We start from the raw sequence: 16,981 nt of genomic DNA on the forward strand, positions 1-16,981 counted from the left end.
TATCTTGTAGCCAAGCGCCAAAAAAACCCTAGATGTAGGGTTTTGCGCAAAAAACCAAACACAAACCGGACACCAATTTCAAGCGCTTTTCTTGCCACTGTCCGGTTGAACCAAACGTATTTTTAAAAGACCAAACCGCGCGTGCGGATGGCTACTGTATTTCGGCCCAAAAGGGTGAAAACGGTACGGGTGTTGCAGTCCCAACTGTCACCTTAAAGGACCCCGATCTCAGGCCCGTGGCATGAGATCAAAGACTTCGGCATGGAAGCGGCGCCCAATCGCACCCTTCCTACTGTCCCGAAGTTGTTATGCCCGGCATTCGCCGGTTGTAGTGCTTCTGGACGGAACGGTGGGCACCGACATGGTGCCCAAACAAACATAGAGAACGTGGAGACACCCATGCAAACCGACACAACTCGCGAGAACCCGCAGGGCACCTTGCCGCAGGCCGCTGATTCGAATTCGGATCTGTCCGCCACTGCGCCGGGCCAACTGCGCGTGATCAAGCGTAACGGCACTGTCGTTCCTTACACCGATGACAAGATCACCGTCGCCATCACCAAAGCGTTCCTCGCAGTTGAGGGCGGCACCGCTGCCGCTTCGTCGCGAATCCACGACACCGTTGCCCGCCTGACCGAACAGGTCACTGCCACCTTCAAGCGTCGCATGCCATCGGGCGGCACCATCCACATCGAAGAAATCCAGGACCAGGTCGAACTGGCCCTGATGCGCGCCGGCGAGCAGAAAGTCGCTCGCGACTACGTGATCTACCGTGACTCCCGCGCCAAAGAGCGCGCTTCGCACGCTCCAGCCGAGGAAGCGGTCAACGCTCACCCGTCGATCCGCATCACCCGCGCCGACGGTAGCCTTGCTCCACTGGACATGGGCCGCCTGAACACCATCGTCACCGAAGCGTGCGAAGGCCTGGAAGAAGTCGACGGCGACCTGATCCAGCGCGAAACCCTGAAAAACCTGTACGACGGCGTGGCCCTGAACGACGTCAACACCGCCCTGGTGATGACCGCCCGTACCCTGGTTGAACGCGAGCCGAACTACTCGTTCGTCACCGCTCGCCTGCTGATGGACACCCTGCGTGCCGAAGGCCTGGGCTTCCTCGGTGTGGCCGAGAGCGCCACTCACCACGAAATGGCCGACCTGTACGCCAAGGCCCTGCCTGCCTACGTCGCCAAGGGTATCGAATACGAATTGCTGAACCCGGTTCTGGCCGAATTCGACCTGGAAAAACTGGGCAAGGCGATCAACCACGAGCGCGATCAGCAGTTCACCTACCTGGGCCTGCAAACCCTGTACGACCGTTACTTCATCCACAAGGATGGCGTGCGTTTCGAACTGCCGCAGATCTTCTTCATGCGCGTGGCCATGGGCCTGGCAATCGAAGAGAAAGACCGCGAAGCCCGCGCCATCGAGTTCTACAACCTGCTGTCGTCCTTCGACTACATGGCATCGACGCCGACCCTGTTCAACGCCGGCACCCTGCGTCCACAGCTGTCGAGCTGCTACCTGACCACCGTGCCGGATGACTTGTCGGGCATTTACCACGCGATCCACGACAACGCCATGCTGTCGAAATTCGCCGGTGGCCTGGGCAACGACTGGACGCCGGTTCGTGCACTGGGTTCGTACATCAAGGGCACCAACGGCAAATCCCAGGGCGTCGTGCCGTTCCTGAAAGTGGTGAACGACACCGCCGTCGCTGTTAACCAGGGTGGCAAGCGCAAGGGCGCTGTCTGTGCCTACCTGGAAACCTGGCACATGGACATCGAAGAGTTCATCGAGCTGCGCAAGAACACCGGTGATGATCGTCGTCGTACCCACGACATGAACACCGCCAACTGGATCCCTGACCTGTTCATGAAGCGTGTCTTCGATGACGGCAAGTGGACCCTGTTCTCGCCATCGGAAGTACCGGACCTGCACGACCTGACCGGCAAGGCCTTCGAAGAGCGCTACGAGTACTACGAAGCCCTGACCGAGTACCCGGGCAAGGTCAAGCTGTTCAAGACCATCCAGGCCAAAGACCTGTGGCGCAAGATGCTGTCCATGCTGTTCGAAACCGGCCACCCATGGCTGACCTTCAAGGACCCGTGCAACCTGCGCAGCCCGCAGCAGCACGTCGGCGTGGTCCACAGCTCGAACCTGTGCACCGAGATCACCTTGAACACCAACAAGGACGAGATCGCCGTTTGCAACCTGGGCTCGATCAACCTGCCGAACCACATCGTGGGCGGCAAGCTCGACACCGCCAAGCTGCAACGCACTGTGAATACCGCCGTGCGCATGCTCGATAACGTGATCGACATCAACTACTACTCGGTGCCGCAAGCGAAGAACTCCAACTTCAAGCACCGTCCGGTCGGTCTGGGCATCATGGGCTTCCAGGACGCGCTGTACCTGCAGCACATCCCTTACGGTTCCGACGCCGCCGTCGAGTTCGCCGACAAGTCGATGGAAGCGGTCAGCTACTACGCGATCCAGGCTTCCTGCGACCTGGCCGACGAGCGCGGCGCCTACGAGACCTTCCAGGGTTCGCTGTGGTCCAAGGGCATCCTGCCGCTGGACTCGCAACAGATCCTGATCGAAGCCCGTGGCCAGAAGTACATCGACGTTGACCTGAACGAAACCCTGGACTGGGCACCTGTGCGCGCCCGTGTGCAGAAAGGTATCCGTAACTCCAACATCATGGCCATCGCACCGACCGCGACCATCGCCAACATCACCGGCGTTTCGCAGTCGATCGAACCGACCTACCAGAACCTGTATGTGAAATCGAACCTGTCGGGCGAATTCACCGTGATCAACCCGTACCTGGTTCGCGACCTCAAGGCTCGCGGTCTGTGGGATTCGGTCATGATCAACGACCTGAAGTACTACGACGGTTCCGTGCAGCAGATCGAGCGCATCCCGCAAGAACTCAAAGAGCTCTACGCGACCGCCTTCGAAGTGGACACCAAGTGGATCGTTGACGCGGCAAGCCGTCGTCAGAAGTGGATCGACCAGGCTCAGTCGCTGAACCTGTACATCGCCGGCGCTTCGGGCAAGAAGCTGGACGTGACCTACCGCATGGCTTGGTACCGTGGTCTGAAAACCACTTACTATCTCCGTGCCCTGGCCGCGACCAGCACCGAGAAGTCGACCATCAACACCGGCAAGCTGAACGCTGTTTCCAGCGGCGGCAACCACGGTGAAGATTCGGTCCTGGCAGCACCTGCCGGTCCTGCTCCAGTGCCGAAGGCTTGCGCCATCGACGAGCCGGATTGCGAAGCTTGCCAATAAGCTGAGCCGGTAGGCGCTCAAAGGCGCTTACCTGAAACCCCCGATTAGTCCTCTGGATTGGTCGGGGGTTTTCTTTTGCCCTTTGGAAAACGGTGCCTGGCCTGACGCCTTCGCGGGCAAGCCACGCTCCCACAGGTTCTGTGTCGCTCACAAAACAAATGAACGCCACAGACCCTGTGGGAGCGTGGCTTGCCCGCGAAGAGGCCCGTTCTAACAACACAAGTTTCCTATTTTTGGCACACATATTCCGAGCACAAAAAACCCCTCTTGCGAGGGGTTCTTTATGCTGCAGTACCCGGCATCAGGTCATCTGAATAATGGTCTGCATGATGGTGCTTTGGGTGGAGATGGTCTTGGCGTTCGCCTGGTAGTTGCTTTGCGCCTTGATCAGGTCGACCAGTTCACTGGTCAGGTTGACGTTGGACTCTTCCAGCGAGTTCGATTGGATCTGCCCCAGGGTACCGGTGTTCGGTGCATCGTAGCCCGGGATACCCGACGAGTAAGTTTCTTTCCAGCTGGTGCCACCTACAGGCTGCAAACCCTGTTCGTTGGTGAAACTGGCGAGCGAGATCTGGCCGATGGCCTTGGTCTGGCTGTTGCTGAAGTTGGCGAGCATCACACCGCTGGTGTCGATGGTCAGGTTGGTGATCTGGCCCGTCGCGTAACCGTTCTGCACAGGAATCGAACGCGCGGTGTCAGCGTTGAACTGTGTGGTATTGCTCATGGAGATCGTTATACCGGCCGGGTCGGCGGCGGCGCCGTTGGCTGCCCACACACCATTGGTCACGGTACCGGGAATCCAGCCGGAGACCTTCAGGTCAGGGCTGACGATCGGCGCAGGGACCGCTGGAGTGGTCACCGAAACCAGCTTGCCGGAGGTGTCGAACACCATGGTCGAAGGAACCGGCGGCGAAGCTGCAAGCGTAGGGTCGCTGCCATCCGGGTTGCGGCCATCGATCAGGGTGTAGGTTTGCCAGGTGTTCGCACCGGTCTTGACCATGAACTGATCCATGGTGTGCTGGTTACCCTGAGTGTCGTAAACCGGGGTGCTGAACTGCTTGGTGAAGGACGCCTGCTTGCTCGGGTCGAACGGGTTGGCAACCTGGTCGATATCCGGCGCCGTGGAATTGAGGTTGATCGTCGACGAAACGCTGGTGGTGGTTTTCGGCGCCAGGTTCGACGTGTCAATGCGCAGATCGGTCAACACGCCATTGAGGATCTTGCCATTGGCATCCACACCATAACCCTGCAGACGCGCAGAGCCATCGGTGTTGGTGACGTATCCGTCCTTGTCGACCTTGAACGTACCGGCACGGGTGTAGGACAGCGAGCCATTGCTGTTCAGCACGAAGAAACCGGAACCGTTGATACCCATGTCCAGCACGTTGCCCGTGTTGTTGATGTCACCCTGGGTAAACTGTTGGGAAACGTTGGCCAGGCGCACGCCGTTACCGGTGGTCTTGCTGCCGGAACCCAGTTTGGTGGCCGAGTAAACGTCTTCGAATTCTGCACGGGACGATTTGAAACCGGTGGTCGCAACGTTGGCGATGTTGTTGCCGGTCACGTCCAGTTGTTTGTTGGATGCATAGAGACCGCTAAGGCCGATATTGAAAGACATATTCCACTCCTTTGTGCCGTGTTAGTCGGCCCTACATACCAATGGTTTGTACTTTGGACAGGGCGATGCTGCCCAGCCCGGCGAGGTTGAGCATCAATTCACCACCGGTCTGGCTGATGGTCACGCTGCTGACGGTCGCCGGCAGGTTCGTCACCAGGGAGGTCGCCTTGCCGTCGTAGGTCGCGGTGGCGTTGAAGGTGTACGTACCAGCCTTGGCCACTTCACCGGCATCGTTCTTGCCATCCCAGATGAAACTGGCGTTGCCGGCTTGCTGAGAGCCCAGGTTGATGGTGCGGATAACCTTACCGTCGGTATCGGTGATCTTGAGGGAGACCGGGTCTGCCGACGCCGGTACCGCGATAGTGCCGTTGAGGCTCTTGGCGGTATCGACCACGGCCTTGTCGCCCGGCGCGATGACCGAACGCCCGACCAGCGACGAAGCCTGCAACGCCTGGGACGAGTTGTAGTTACCGGCGATGCCCGACACGGTGCTATTGAGCGTGGTAATGCCTTCCAGACTGCTGAACTGTGCCAATTGGGCAACGAATGCACCGTTGTCCTGTGGCTCCAGCGGGTTCTGGTTCTTCAGCTGCGTCACCAGCAGTTGCAGGAACGCATCCTTGCCCAGGGACTTATTGCCGGTGGCGCTGTTCGTCGCGGACGCCAGGCCGTCGGCACTGGTGTTGGTCTTGATCGAAGAGTTGGCCAGGATATCTTTGAGGCTAAGGCTGCTGGTGGTATCGGTAACACTCATCTGAGTCGCCCCTTATCACTGACCGAGGGTCAGGACCTTCTGCATCATGGTTTTGGCGGTGTTCATCATTTCGGCGTTGGTCTGGAACGAACGACTCGCGGAAATCATGTCGGCCATTTCTTCCACCACGTTGACGTTCGGGTAGTAGACATAGCCCTTGGCATCAGCGGCCGGATGGTTCGGCTCGTAGCGCGCCTCAAGGTTGCTCTGGTCTTCGACCACGCCCAGCACTTGTACGCCTTGCCCGGCGGCTTCCTGGTTCTGGAACAGCGAATCGCTGCCGCCGCTCTGGCCACCCTGGAACATGGTGGCGAACACCGGATGACGCGCACGGTAGGTCTGGTCGATGCTCGACGAGACCGTCTCGGCGTTGGCGATGTTCGAAGCGACGGTGTTCAAACGCGTGGTCTGGGCACTCATGCCGCTACCGGCAATGTTGAAAACACTGGATAGGGACATGACTTACTCTCCGCGCAGGGCTGACACCAGCCCTTTGAACTTGCTGTTGAGCAGGGTGAAGCTGGCCTGGAAGTTGACCGCGTTTTCCGCGTAGTTCGACTGTTCCAGTTGGGCATCCACGGTGTTCTGGTCAATCGACGGTTGCATCGGCGTGCGGTACATCAGCGATTCTTCGCCGTTGCCCAGGCCTTCAGCTTCGATATGACGGCTGTTGGTCATGTTCAAGGCGAACGTGCCGTTTTTGGCTTTATCGTTCTGCGCCTCGAGCACTTTCGAGAACTCCAGATCCCGCGCCTTGTAGTTCGGGGTATCGGCGTTGGCAATGTTGTTGGCCAGGACTTCGGCACGCTGGGCGCGGAAGCCCAGCGCCTTTTCGTGAATGCCGAGCGCTTTATCGAAGCTGATGCTCATGTCGGGAAACCTTCGGGTGACCTGATTTTTCGTACGATGAACTTAGCAAGCGTCATGCCAATTCAAAAAAGCCCGTAAACCGGGGCTTTGCGGGCAGTGGCAACGTGGCAATGCCAGAAAAGCGGCAACCGGTTTCCGCTGGATGCCGCTTTTCTGCCGCTTTCCCATGGACGACACCGACCAACTGTGGGAGCAAGGCTTGCCCGCGATAACGGTAGGCCAGTTATTGAAAATGTTGCCTGACCCACGGCTATCGCGGGCGAGCCTTGCTCCCACAGGTAAAGCGGCGCCTATGCGAAACAAACAGGCATAAAAAACGGGAGCTCCTGAGGGCTCCCGTTTTGTTGTTGCCGATGGAAAATCATTTCGCCTGGTAAATGATCCCCGGACTGCACTGGACCATCTGGTAATGATCCGGCAACCCGTTCAGCGCTTCGGAAGCACCGAGGAACAGATAACCGCCCGGCTTCAACGTGCTGTGAATTCGCAACAGGATGTCCTTCTTCACTTCGGCAGAGAAGTAGATCAGCACGTTGCGGCAGAACACGATATCGAACTTGCCGAGGCTCGCGTAACTGTCCAGCAGGTTGAACGAACGGAATTCCACCCGGCTCTTGATCGGCGCCTTGATGGCCCAGCGCCCCGGCCCCTTGGGGTCGAAATAGCGCTGCAGCCGCTCGGGCGACAGACCGCGACCGATGGCCAGGCTGTCGTATTCACCGGTCTTGCAGTTGGTCAGCATGGTGCCGGACAGATCGGTGGCCACAATCTGCACCCCCATCTTCAATTGTCCGACATTGCTGCGCTCGAACTCATCGATGGACATCGACAGCGAGTACGGCTCCTGACCTGACGAACACGCCGCCGACCAGATTCGCAGCCGCTGACCGGGACTGGCCTTGATTGCTTCAGGCAGCACCTTGTTCTTCAAGACCTCAAATGGATAGGTGTCACGAAACCACAGGGTTTCGTTGGTCGTCATCGCGTCCACCACCATCTCGCGCAACCCGCTGCGCGGTTGGGTCTGGATGCGTTGAACCAACTCACCCAGGGACTTGATGCCTTGCTGCTCCATCAGTTTGTTGAGACGGCTCGAGACCAGATACTGCTTGTTTTCACCGAGCAAAATGCCACAGGCTTTTTCCAGGAATACCCGGAACTGTTCGAAATCCAAATTACCCGTAGACAATGCTGCCGCCTCTTAAATCGTGTTGACTGCCAGGGGCCGGACGCCCCTAGCTGATATCTGCTGCTTTGATCCGGTCGACTACCCGGGATGCCAGGTCATCAGGACGGAATTTAGCCAGGAAGTCATCGGCACCGACTTTCTTGACCATCGCCTGATTGAACACGCCCGACAACGAAGTATGCAGGATGATATGAAGCTTTTGCATGCGAGGGTCGTTGCGGATCTCCGCCGTCAGGGTGTACCCGTCCATCTCCGGCATCTCGATGTCGGAGATCATCATCAGGAACTCTTCTTCCGGCTTCTTGCCCTCGTCGACCAGTTTGCGCAGGTAATCCAGCGCTTGCCGGCCATCGTTCAAAGCCACCACTTCGACACCGACTGTTTGCAGGCAACGCGTGACCTGCTTGCGCGCCACCGACGAATCATCGACCGTCAGCACGCGCAACGAAAGCGCCTTGTGCTGTGTTTCGACATCCACCACGCCGACGGAAATCGCTTCCGGTGTCGGCGCCACTTCCGCCAGCACCTTCTCGACGTCGATGATTTCGACCAACTGATTGTCGACCCGCGTCACCGCCGTCAGGTAGTGATCGCGACCGGTCCCCTTGGGTGGCGGATGAATCTCCTCCCAGTTCATGTTGACGATGCGCTCCACCGAGCGCACCAGGAACCCTTGGGTCTTGGTGTTGTACTCCGTAATGATCACGAAGGGATTGTTCTTGTCCTTCAAAGCACCGGAGCCGGTCGCCATTGCCAGATCAAGGATCGGAATGGTCGCCCCCCGAATGTTCGCCACGCCGCACACGACAGGACTGGACTTGGGCATCAGCGTCAGTTGGGGGCATTGCAACACCTCCCGAACCTTGAACACGTTGATCCCGTACAGCTGTTGGCCGTCGAGACGGAACAACAACAGCTCAAGGCGATTCTGCCCCACCAGTTGCGTGCGCTGGTTCACCGAATCCATTACACCAGCCATGCCCAGACTCCTACACCAACGCTAAGTGTTGTTGCGACGCACATTCATCTCTAAACGGCACGGCGCTTGCTTTTTATCTTTCCATGAACACTGAACCGACATTTTTTCGACGCCTGCCCCCACCCTACCGTAATTTGCTCGGTGCATTGGTGGCTGTTTGCCTGCTCAACACGGGCAGCCCTGCCCTTGCTGACGCGGTTACCTTGCCTGACATGCTTATCGGCGTCACTCAGGGCTTTCTTGAATTCACCGTAGAAGACTATCTGGCCACCAGTCAAACGGAAGGTCGTTACGAAATCCAGGTCAACCAGCTCGACCCGCGCCTGCGCATGCCGATGTGCGACAAGGAATTGACAGCCTCGCTGGAGAGTCCGGCCAAGCCGTTGGGTCGGGTCACGGTCAAGGTGCGCTGCGAAGGAACATCCCCCTGGACAGTCTTCGTACCCGCTCAAGTCCGCCTGTTTCGCGATGTCGTGACCACCACCCGCCCCCTGCGGCGCGCCGGCATTGTCGAGCCTGGGGATGTCATTTTGCGCGAGCGGGACATCAGCGCGATCAACCAGGGTTACCTGACTTCCATGGATCAGGCGGTCGGGCAACGACTTACCCGACCAATGGTCGCCGATCAGGTCATCACACTGGTGCACCTCGAACAGGCGGAAGTCATTCGCAAGGGTGATCAAGTGGTCATTACCGCCCGCAGTGGCACGCTCAGCGTGCGCATGCCTGGCGAAGCACTGTCCAACGGCGGTATGAGCGAACAGATCCGGGTGAAAAACCTCAACTCCCAACGCGTCATCAAGGCGCAGGTCACCGCGCCGGGCCAGGTGGAGGTTTCAATGTAAGCGGCCATGCTGGGCTCTTTGTTCGTGAAGATGTGGCGCTGGCCATGGCTGTTCCCTAAACTGTGCTCCATGCAGGGCAAGCGCTGGCGCGCGCGAGCTCTATTGATAATTGGGCCTAAAGTTTTACGGGGAATGGCCGAAAACATGGCAAGCGTCCAAATTCCCAGAGGTTTTTTATCATGGTCATCGATTTCAGCCGTTTGAACAGCTCCTCGTCACTGACGGGCAGTACTCGTACCAGCGCTGCCAAGGACACTGCCGATACCGGCAAATCCGCGCCGCTGAATACCCAGGCCGAGCAGGCCGGTACGGCTACAGTCGGGGAATCGGTACATCTCAGCAATGAGGCTCAACAGTTGCAGAAGGTCACTGATACGCTGCGCGATCAGCCTGCCGTCGACAAAGCCCGTGTGGCCGAGTTGAAAGCAGCGATTGCCGATGGCAGCTATAAAGTCGACAGCAACCGTGTAGCCAGCAAACTGCTCAACTTCGAAGCCCAGCGCTAGGCCACGGCCCGCGCCAGGCTTTTGGACGCTTAAACCCCAAGGCCAGCCATGCACGACACCAATTTGCTGCAACTGATCACCGACGATTTTGCTCCAGCGCAACAACTGCTGGAGTTACTGCGTACCGAATCCCTCGCCTTGCATGGTCGCGACATGTACCTGCTTGAGGACATCCTGGCGCAAAAGCAGGCCTTGATCATTTTGCTTGAACAGCATGGCCGCAAGCGCAGCGAAATCCTCGCCAGCCTCAACCTGCCCACCAATCGTAGCGGTCTGGAGCAACTGGCCAGCCAGTCGAGCGTCGGCCCGGCGCTGCTGGCGCAAAGCGATGTGCTGACCGACCTGTTGGCCCAATGCCAGGCCATCAATGTCAACAACGGCCAGTCGATTCTGGTGCAGCAGGCCGCTACGGCCAATCAGCTGAAGATCCTTACCGGCGGCGAACCTCCAGCCCTGTATGACGCCAGCGGAACATTTTCCAAGCTTGTGAAACCGCGCACGCTCAGTCAGGCTTGAGCCCGTCGATGAGCACGCTCTATCAAGACGCGAAACATGCTGGCAAAATGCTGGCCAGCCGTAGTCAAAATTTGTCTGGAGATTGATTAACCGTGTCCAATGCCTTAAATGCGGACGATGCTCCGCAGCCACCCAAGGTGCTCAGCACGCCCCTGGAAATCTCCGGCAACCTTCGCCAGCTGCAAGAAAGCCATGACCCGCTGATCATCACGTTCCACGAGCGCAGCCAGCGCTTCCAGAGCTATCTGGTGGACGTCGACCGTGATCGCAACATGATCGCCCTGGACGAAATGATTCCCCGCGATGGCGAACGCTACCTGCTGGCTGGCGAACCGTTCAAGGTCGAAGGCTTCCATGAGGGTGTGCGCATTGCCTGGGAAAGCAATGGTCCGCTGACCATCGAGGAATCCGGTGGCAGTCGTTGCTACCGTGGCACGCTGCCCGACGAAGTGGTCTATCACCAACGCCGAAATGCGTTCCGTGCAGCGCTGAAGCTGGCGCAACTGGTCGACGTCGACCTGGACGGCGAGAAACTCAAGGCACCGATCAGCGGCAAGTTACTGGACATCTCGGCTACCGGTTGCAAATTGCGTTTCGCCGGCGACATCACCGGCAACCTGCAGCTGGGCCAGGTCTATGATCGTTTCATGGCTGCCCTGCCCTTCGGCAAGATGACCGCGCCGGTCGAACTGCGCTACCTGCACTTCGAAGAAAGAATCTCCACCACCTTCGCCGGTGTACGCTTCCATAACATGAGCGGCCTGGTGCAGCGGCAGGTCGAGCGGTTCGTCTATCAGCTGCAACGCGAAGCACGGCGCTTCGACAAAGACGACTTCTGATATAACGCGCCAACAAAAACGGGCAGCCCCTTTGCGGTGACTGCCCGTTTTTTATGCCTGAGTGTTATGGCCTGGCTTCGGTGAAACTTTGTTCCCTGCCCGAATCCGGCTCCTCTGGAGGTGCATCGGTTTGCGGCTGCGGCTCGGAAGTCGGTTCAGAAGGCGGATTCTGCATCTGATCCTGCACCACTTGCTCATCGACCCGCGGATCAAGGCAAGCCACCAGTGGCGAACTCGACATACTGTCCGGCATGGCGACGTGATGCAGTGGCGCATCGTCCACCTGATGCAGATTGGTCACTGCTTTCGGGCGAATTCGCCACACGAGTACCAAGGCGAAGAAACTGAAGAAGGCATAGAGCATCTGGCTGCCGAACAGCTTCATCAGCACACCCGCCGCCAGCGGCCCGATACTGGCACCAACGCCATAGGTGACCAGTAACATTGCCGTGAGCGACACCCGGCGATCGGCTTCGACATGGTCATTGGAGAATGCGACTGCCAGCGGATACAAGCAGAACTTCACCAGTGAACAGAGGAAGCCGGCAATAAACAGCACCTCCAGCGGTACCTGCTTGAGTATCGCCAATGGCAACGCTGCAAGTGCCAGAACGAACGCAAAACAGCGGATCAACAGCGCACGGTCATAACGGTCGGACAGCCACCCCAACGGCCACTGCACCACCAGGCCGGCAAAAATGCAGCTACCCATGAACAGACCGACCTGCTCCGTGGACAACCCCTGCTGCGAGGCATACAGCGGCGCCAGACCGTAGAACGAACCGATGATCAACCCCGCTCCCAGTACCGTACTCAGCGACTGAGGCACGCGCTTGATGAAGAATCGGGGCTCCATGGGTGCCGGGTGCAGCGGCGCCGGGTGAATCCGTCGGGTCAGGGCCACGGGCACCAGACACAAGGCAAAGCACAAGGCGACCAGCATCAACAATTCCAGACCCAGGCCCGGGTGCATGACCAGAATCAGTTGCCCCAACACCAGCCCCAGGTACGAGGCGATCATGTAACCACTGAAAACCGTACCGCGCTGCGAGGCTTCGGCCTGCTCGTTAAGCCAGCTCTCGATGACCATGTACTGGCACATCATGCCCAGGCCGACGATGACCCGCAGAAATATCCAGGCCGGCAGCCAGTCCACCAAACCGTGCCCAAGTACCGCTGCACCGACGATCCCGGCACACGCCGAATAGGCGCGAATATGCCCGACACGGGCAATCAAGCGGTGGCCAATCTTGCCGCCCAACACCAGGCCGAAATAGTTGGCCGCCATTAACGCACCAACCCACAGACTGTCGACATGGTCGGCCGCCAGGCGCAAGCCCAGGTAAGTACTCAGCAAGCCTGAGCCGATCAACATCATCAGCGAGGCGAAATAAAGCGCTCGAAAGGGTTTCCAGATTTGGCGCATCGGCGTTCCGAGCGGCTCCTTGCAGTGAGAATCGGACTACCGAAACGATAGCCCGATATGGACGGTGCGTCAGGCCTGGGCTGCTAGTACACGCCGTTCCCAGGGAGTAATTTCATCAAGGAAGCTGGTCAGCTCCATGGTCTTCGAAGCGATGTAGCCTTCGATGAATTCCTTGCCGAACAGTTCCTTCGCCAATTGGCTACGTTTCAGACGCTCAAGTGCTGCATGCAAGGTACACGGCAATGAAAGATTGTCCGGTACCTGAAATTCACCCTGGATCGGCTCGCTCGGTTCCAGTTTGTGCTCGATGCCATATAACCCGGCAGCCAGGCTGGCGGCAATCGCCAGATACGGGTTGGCATCGGCACCCGGCAAGCGGTTCTCGACCCGGCGAGCGACCGGCGAACTGGCTGGAATGCGCAACCCCGCCGCCCTGTTGTCATGGGACCAGCAGGCATTATTCGGTGATGCGTAGGGATGGCACAAGCGCTGATACGAATTCACATTCGGCGCAAACAGAGCGGTGAAGTCCAGCATGCAGGCCTGCTGACCCGCGATGAAATGACGGAAGGTCGCCGTCGGCTGGCCGGCCTCATCACTGAACACATTACGTCCCGTGTCGGACTCGACGATGCTCTGGTGAATATGCATCGAACTGCCCGGCGTATGTGCCAATGGCTTGGCCATGCAAACCACGGTAAGGCCATGCTTGAGTGCGACTTCCTTTAACAAATGCTTGAACAGGAACGTCTGGTCGGCCAGTAGCAATGGATCGCCATGCAGCAGGTTGATCTCGAACTGGCTGATGCCCATCTCGTGCATGAAGGTATCGCGAGGCAAGCCCAAAGCGGCCATGCACTTATAGACTTCAGTGAAAAACGGCCGCAAGCCGTTATTGGAACTGACGCTGAATGCCGAATGGCCATCTTCGCGTCGACCGTCCAGGCCAACAGGTGGCTGAAAAGGCTGAGTCGGGTCGGTGTTGCGCGCGAAGACAAAAAACTCCAGCTCGGTCGCAACCACCGGCGACAAGCCAAGGGCCTTGTATCGCTTGATAACAGCCTTGAGGTGTCCGCGGGTCGAAAGCTTGGAGCTTTCGCCAGTCAGTTCGTCCGCATCACAAATGGCGAACGCTCGCGGTTGCTCGCTCCAGGGCAAGCGATGGATTTGCGCAGGATCGGCAACCAGTGCAAGGTCGCCGTCATCGCTGCCGTAAAAACGCGCTGGCGGATATCCACCCATGATGCATTGCAGCAGCACCCCCCGTGCCATCTGCAAACGCCGTCCCTCGAGGAAACCCTCGCAGGTCATCACTTTACCCCGTGGCACGCCATTCAAATCCGGCGTGACACATTCAATCTCATCAATGCCCGTCAATCGCTGAGCGAGTGAACTCAGGCCATCGGTTGTCATGACGCAATCCTTGTTATTGTGCGAGCCGCGAACGGCAACCCGTACAAAATAGGCTCCGCGTGTTCGGAATATCAAGCAGCGTCAAACAAAAAGCTTTAGCCCGGGGGAGAAGTTCAGGGCAGATAAAGACTGAAGACGCCCCCACCCAGCGGGCCGCCGTTGCTGATTTCGGTACGGCCACCGACGCCATTGCGTTGATGCAACGCAGCAATCCTTCCGGCAAAGTACAGCCCCAAGCCAGTGCTGCCGCTGCTGTGATTGATGCCCTGCACATAGTCTGCCTGACGCTCGATCATCTCGACCGGGTAGCCTTCACCGTCGTCATTGATGGTCAGGACCAGTTGTCCGGCTTCGTCGCTGACGCTGATCAACACCGCATGCCGGGCATAACGAATGGCATTGTTGATGCTGTTGGCGAGAACCGAGGCAATCAGCTCTCGATCGAAAAAACCCAGGGGGCTCAAGGGATCGACCTCGAAGGTCGCTGCAATACCGCGGCTGGCAAATACGTCCTGATGACAGGCCAGCTGCGCTTCGATGAAGTCATCCAGTTCGTGGTAGGCCGGTTGCAAGGGCATCTGATTCACACCGAGCTTATACAAACCCAGTAACTGCACGAGCATTCCGTTGAGGTGGGCGAACTCGAATTCGATCACGCCCTGCTCCGGAGTATGCCGCGCCGGGTCGGGCAGGTTCGCCAACCATTGACTGTGGGCCTGCATCAACATGGCCAACGAGTTCTTCATGTCGTGCACGGTAGAAGCGATTACCGTAGAAAAATCCAGGGACTGCTGATTGTCGTTCATTCGCCAAACGCCTTGCTTTTAAGCTTCTGATAACGCGGATAACGCGCATCGGTATCAGGCATCAAACCGACCATTTTCAGGCAGCTGCGACATTCTTCGAGTACGGCCGACGGCACGCTGGTATCGGTGCCATGCAGCAGGGCCTGTGCCAGATTCAACGCGATACTGATGTTCTTCGGTTGCAGCACCAGGGCTTTGCGGAACACTTCTCGGGCTTCTACCAGGTTACCGGTTTTGTACACGCGAACGCCTTGTCGGTTGAGATCAGCGGCGGCGTTGCCGGAATTGAGGATGGTCGGGTCATCCGTGAGCTTGGCAATGTCCTTCATGACCGCCGGATCGTCACCGTAGATTTCGACACAGTTTTTCAGCATTGACGTGCCGGCCTCTGCCTGACCGAGCATCTGCAATTGCTTGGCCACCAATAATGCAGCCTCCGCACTCATGAACTGCTCCATGCCATCGAGGCGCATCAACGCTTGCTCAGTGAGCTTTTCCGCGGTCTCGGCATCGTTGAGCAACAGACTGGTGGCCTTCATCAACCGTGCACGAATTTGCAGGCCGGGGTCGGACGGATTCTCCTTGGCCACCGCGCTCAGCGTTGTATTGATTTCCAGCCGGGTCCGGGTATCCAGGCCTTTTTCACTGCCTTTGCTGATCAAGGCGTGGGCCAGTCCGAGGTTACTTTCAGCATCCTTGAAACGCGATTGAGCGCCTTGGTTAACAGCCTGGCGGTAGGCTTTGGACGCCGTGTCAAAATCTTCGTTGGTCATCGCCAACTTGCCCAACTGCGCCTGGCGACGCACTGCCAAGGGTGACAGGCGAATCGCTTCTTCCAATACCCTTTGAGCTGACCTGGTATCCCCCTCAGCGACCAGTACGTCCGCCATACCGTCGTAGAGGGCTGGCATCATCGGGAAGACTTTCAGCGCCTTTTCGTAGACGCCTTTGGCCTGAGCCACCTGGCCACGCTTGAACAGCAACTTACCCAACCCCGCAAATGCCCACGGCAATGGACGATCGGCAATGATGCTGTCGTAAAGACGCTCGAGGGCTTCGTTCTGATTCAGGTCGCGCAACGCATCAGCGCGGTAACGCAGGCACAAAGGCGAATAACGGATATCTTGCTTGCACAGGGCAATGCAGGCGTTAAGGACCTCAACCGGTTTTCCCCGGTCGAGGGCCTGCAGAATTGGCTTGAGCAGGGTCTTGCGCTGCTCCAGGCGCTCAAGGCGTTGGGCCAGGCCGGAACGGTTGAAAGGCTTGGTCAGATAGGCATCCGGTTCGTGCTCCAGCGCGCTGAGCACCATGGCCTGGCTGGTTTCTGCGGTCACCATGACAAATACACTTTCATGGCTGATCAGCTTCTCAATCATCAGGTCTTCGAGTACCTGCTGACCGTTCTTCTTGCCATCACCCAGATGGAAATCCTGCAGGATGAAATCGTAGGATTTCTGCGAGCACATCTTCAACGCCTGTTCGCCAGTGTCGGCTGTATCCACATCCTTGACGCCCAACTCTCGCAGCATTGACCTGACGGAACTGCGGAAGTCCGAAAAATCATCGACGATCAGAAAACTCTTTTGGTGATACGACAACATCGAAGATTTCCAGGCAATTTAAGAGGAAGAACCGAAAGGCAGATACATGAACCAGATCAGCTTCACCGCCCCTTTCAGCGCGCAGATGATAGCTAGTAGCCATAGGCTATCAAGCGATTTCTCTTTGGCAGCCGTAACGATTGGAAGCTGCAAAAATTGAAGATCGCTGTGATCCCATGGTTATCGGCCAGTGGTAGCGTTCTCTTGAAGCATCAGGCGTGCATTCGCGGTTTTGCCCAGCAAAAAAATCGAGATCGTTGGGGGTGTGGAAACGGGAATTTTCGTCGCGCCACTTTCCGGCGGACAAAACAAAACCCCTACCTGC

At 57.9% G+C, this 16,981-nt stretch carries 16 protein-coding genes; 5 read left to right on the forward strand and 11 right to left on the reverse strand.

The window, feature by feature from the left end; genetic code table 11:
* Positions 1 to 399: 399 nt before the first annotated feature.
* Positions 400 to 3,294: a ribonucleoside-diphosphate reductase subunit alpha gene (locus tag GPL81_RS10145; protein WP_160106618.1), complete on the forward strand. Its 2,895-nt coding sequence runs from the start codon at positions 400 to 402 to the stop codon at positions 3,292 to 3,294.
* A 301-nt stretch (positions 3,295 to 3,595) separates the two neighbouring features.
* On the opposite strand, the gene flgE is transcribed toward GPL81_RS10145, so the two are convergent.
* The 6 genes from flgE to GPL81_RS10175 form a co-directional block, all read right to left on the reverse strand.
* Positions 3,596 to 4,912 carry a flagellar hook protein FlgE gene (gene flgE, locus GPL81_RS10150; RefSeq protein ID WP_160106619.1) on the reverse strand — a complete coding sequence of 439 codons (1,317 nt, stop codon included), beginning with the start codon at positions 4,910 to 4,912 and terminating at the stop codon, positions 3,596 to 3,598.
* A gap of 31 nt (positions 4,913 to 4,943) precedes the next feature.
* A complete protein-coding gene (flgD, locus tag GPL81_RS10155) occupies positions 4,944 to 5,666 on the reverse strand; it encodes a flagellar hook assembly protein FlgD (RefSeq protein WP_096509467.1) in 723 nt (240 codons plus the stop codon).
* 15 nt (positions 5,667 to 5,681) lie between these two features.
* Positions 5,682 to 6,125 (reverse strand): flagellar basal body rod protein FlgC, encoded by a 444-nt coding sequence (gene flgC / locus GPL81_RS10160; RefSeq protein WP_096509466.1) that lies wholly within the window; start codon positions 6,123 to 6,125, stop codon positions 5,682 to 5,684.
* Between the two features lie 3 nt (positions 6,126 to 6,128).
* A complete protein-coding gene (flgB, locus tag GPL81_RS10165) occupies positions 6,129 to 6,536 on the reverse strand; it encodes a flagellar basal body rod protein FlgB (RefSeq protein WP_121105478.1) in 408 nt (135 codons plus the stop codon).
* A gap of 361 nt (positions 6,537 to 6,897) precedes the next feature.
* On the reverse strand, positions 6,898 to 7,725 hold the full coding sequence (cheR, locus tag GPL81_RS10170) for a protein-glutamate O-methyltransferase CheR (protein ID WP_160106620.1): 828 nt from the start codon (positions 7,723 to 7,725) through the stop codon (positions 6,898 to 6,900).
* 46 nt (positions 7,726 to 7,771) lie between these two features.
* The gene (locus tag GPL81_RS10175) at positions 7,772 to 8,704 is read right to left on the reverse strand and encodes a chemotaxis protein CheV (protein WP_015096472.1); all 933 of its coding nucleotides are present in this window, start codon (positions 8,702 to 8,704) and stop codon (positions 7,772 to 7,774) included.
* A gap of 83 nt (positions 8,705 to 8,787) precedes the next feature.
* On the opposite strand from GPL81_RS10175, the gene flgA reads away from it, so the two are divergent.
* The 4 genes from flgA to GPL81_RS10195 all read left to right on the forward strand — a co-directional run bounded on the left by flgA (position 8,788) and on the right by GPL81_RS10195 (position 11,410).
* A complete protein-coding gene (gene flgA, locus GPL81_RS10180) occupies positions 8,788 to 9,549 on the forward strand; it encodes a flagellar basal body P-ring formation chaperone FlgA (RefSeq protein ID WP_160106621.1) in 762 nt (253 codons plus the stop codon).
* A 179-nt stretch (positions 9,550 to 9,728) separates the two neighbouring features.
* Positions 9,729 to 10,055: a flagellar biosynthesis anti-sigma factor FlgM gene (gene flgM, locus GPL81_RS10185; RefSeq protein ID WP_096509462.1), complete on the forward strand. Its 327-nt coding sequence runs from the start codon at positions 9,729 to 9,731 to the stop codon at positions 10,053 to 10,055.
* A gap of 48 nt (positions 10,056 to 10,103) precedes the next feature.
* A complete protein-coding gene (locus GPL81_RS10190) occupies positions 10,104 to 10,571 on the forward strand; it encodes a flagella synthesis protein FlgN (RefSeq protein ID WP_160106622.1) in 468 nt (155 codons plus the stop codon).
* A gap of 92 nt (positions 10,572 to 10,663) precedes the next feature.
* Positions 10,664 to 11,410 carry a flagellar brake protein gene (locus GPL81_RS10195; RefSeq protein ID WP_160106623.1) on the forward strand — a complete coding sequence of 249 codons (747 nt, stop codon included), beginning with the start codon at positions 10,664 to 10,666 and terminating at the stop codon, positions 11,408 to 11,410.
* A 64-nt stretch (positions 11,411 to 11,474) separates the two neighbouring features.
* Here GPL81_RS10195 and GPL81_RS10200 read toward each other — a convergent pair whose 3' ends face one another.
* The 5 genes from GPL81_RS10200 to GPL81_RS31215 form a co-directional block, all read right to left on the reverse strand.
* On the reverse strand, positions 11,475 to 12,836 hold the full coding sequence (locus GPL81_RS10200; protein WP_096509459.1) for an MFS transporter: 1,362 nt from the start codon (positions 12,834 to 12,836) through the stop codon (positions 11,475 to 11,477).
* Positions 12,837 to 12,905: 69 nt separating this feature from the next.
* Positions 12,906 to 14,147 carry a glutamine synthetase family protein gene (locus GPL81_RS10205; RefSeq protein ID WP_178122581.1) on the reverse strand — a complete coding sequence of 414 codons (1,242 nt, stop codon included), beginning with the start codon at positions 14,145 to 14,147 and terminating at the stop codon, positions 12,906 to 12,908.
* Between the two features lie 215 nt (positions 14,148 to 14,362).
* Complete coding sequence (locus GPL81_RS10210; protein ID WP_121105472.1) at positions 14,363 to 15,055, reverse strand: sensor histidine kinase; 693 nt, start codon at positions 15,053 to 15,055, stop codon at positions 14,363 to 14,365.
* A complete protein-coding gene (locus GPL81_RS10215; RefSeq protein WP_160106625.1) occupies positions 15,052 to 16,656 on the reverse strand; it encodes a tetratricopeptide repeat-containing response regulator in 1,605 nt (534 codons plus the stop codon). Before GPL81_RS10215 ends, GPL81_RS10210 begins: the two co-directional genes overlap by 4 nt.
* A 109-nt stretch (positions 16,657 to 16,765) precedes the next feature.
* Positions 16,766 to 16,981: hypothetical protein (locus GPL81_RS31215; protein ID WP_218585642.1), on the reverse strand; the 216-nt coding region annotated here is incomplete at its 5' end.

This window comes from Pseudomonas izuensis (assembly GCF_009861505.1).
GTDB classification, from domain to species: domain Bacteria; phylum Pseudomonadota; class Gammaproteobacteria; order Pseudomonadales; family Pseudomonadaceae; genus Aquipseudomonas; species Aquipseudomonas izuensis.

Bases quoted from the DNA above. Each gene is read 5' to 3' on its own strand.
- GPL81_RS10145 (WP_160106618.1), top strand. From the start codon at position 400: ATGCAAACCGACACAACTCGCGAGAACCCGCAGGGCACCTTGCCGCAG.
- flgE (WP_160106619.1), bottom strand. From the start codon at position 4,912: ATGTCTTTCAATATCGGCCTTAGCGGTCTCTATGCATCCAACAAACAA.
- flgD (WP_096509467.1), bottom strand. From the start codon at position 5,666: ATGAGTGTTACCGATACCACCAGCAGCCTTAGCCTCAAAGATATCCTG.
- flgC (WP_096509466.1), bottom strand. From the start codon at position 6,125: ATGTCCCTATCCAGTGTTTTCAACATTGCCGGTAGCGGCATGAGTGCC.
- flgB (WP_121105478.1), bottom strand. From the start codon at position 6,536: ATGAGCATCAGCTTCGATAAAGCGCTCGGCATTCACGAAAAGGCGCTG.
- GPL81_RS10175 (WP_015096472.1), bottom strand. From the start codon at position 8,704: ATGGCTGGTGTAATGGATTCGGTGAACCAGCGCACGCAACTGGTGGGG.
- flgA (WP_160106621.1), top strand. From the start codon at position 8,788: ATGAACACTGAACCGACATTTTTTCGACGCCTGCCCCCACCCTACCGT.
- flgM (WP_096509462.1), top strand. From the start codon at position 9,729: ATGGTCATCGATTTCAGCCGTTTGAACAGCTCCTCGTCACTGACGGGC.
- GPL81_RS10190 (WP_160106622.1), top strand. From the start codon at position 10,104: ATGCACGACACCAATTTGCTGCAACTGATCACCGACGATTTTGCTCCA.
- GPL81_RS10200 (WP_096509459.1), bottom strand. From the start codon at position 12,836: ATGCGCCAAATCTGGAAACCCTTTCGAGCGCTTTATTTCGCCTCGCTG.
- GPL81_RS10205 (WP_178122581.1), bottom strand. From the start codon at position 14,147: ATGACCTGCGAGGGTTTCCTCGAGGGACGGCGTTTGCAGATGGCACGG.
- GPL81_RS10210 (WP_121105472.1), bottom strand. From the start codon at position 15,055: ATGAACGACAATCAGCAGTCCCTGGATTTTTCTACGGTAATCGCTTCT.
- GPL81_RS10215 (WP_160106625.1), bottom strand. From the start codon at position 16,656: ATGTTGTCGTATCACCAAAAGAGTTTTCTGATCGTCGATGATTTTTCG.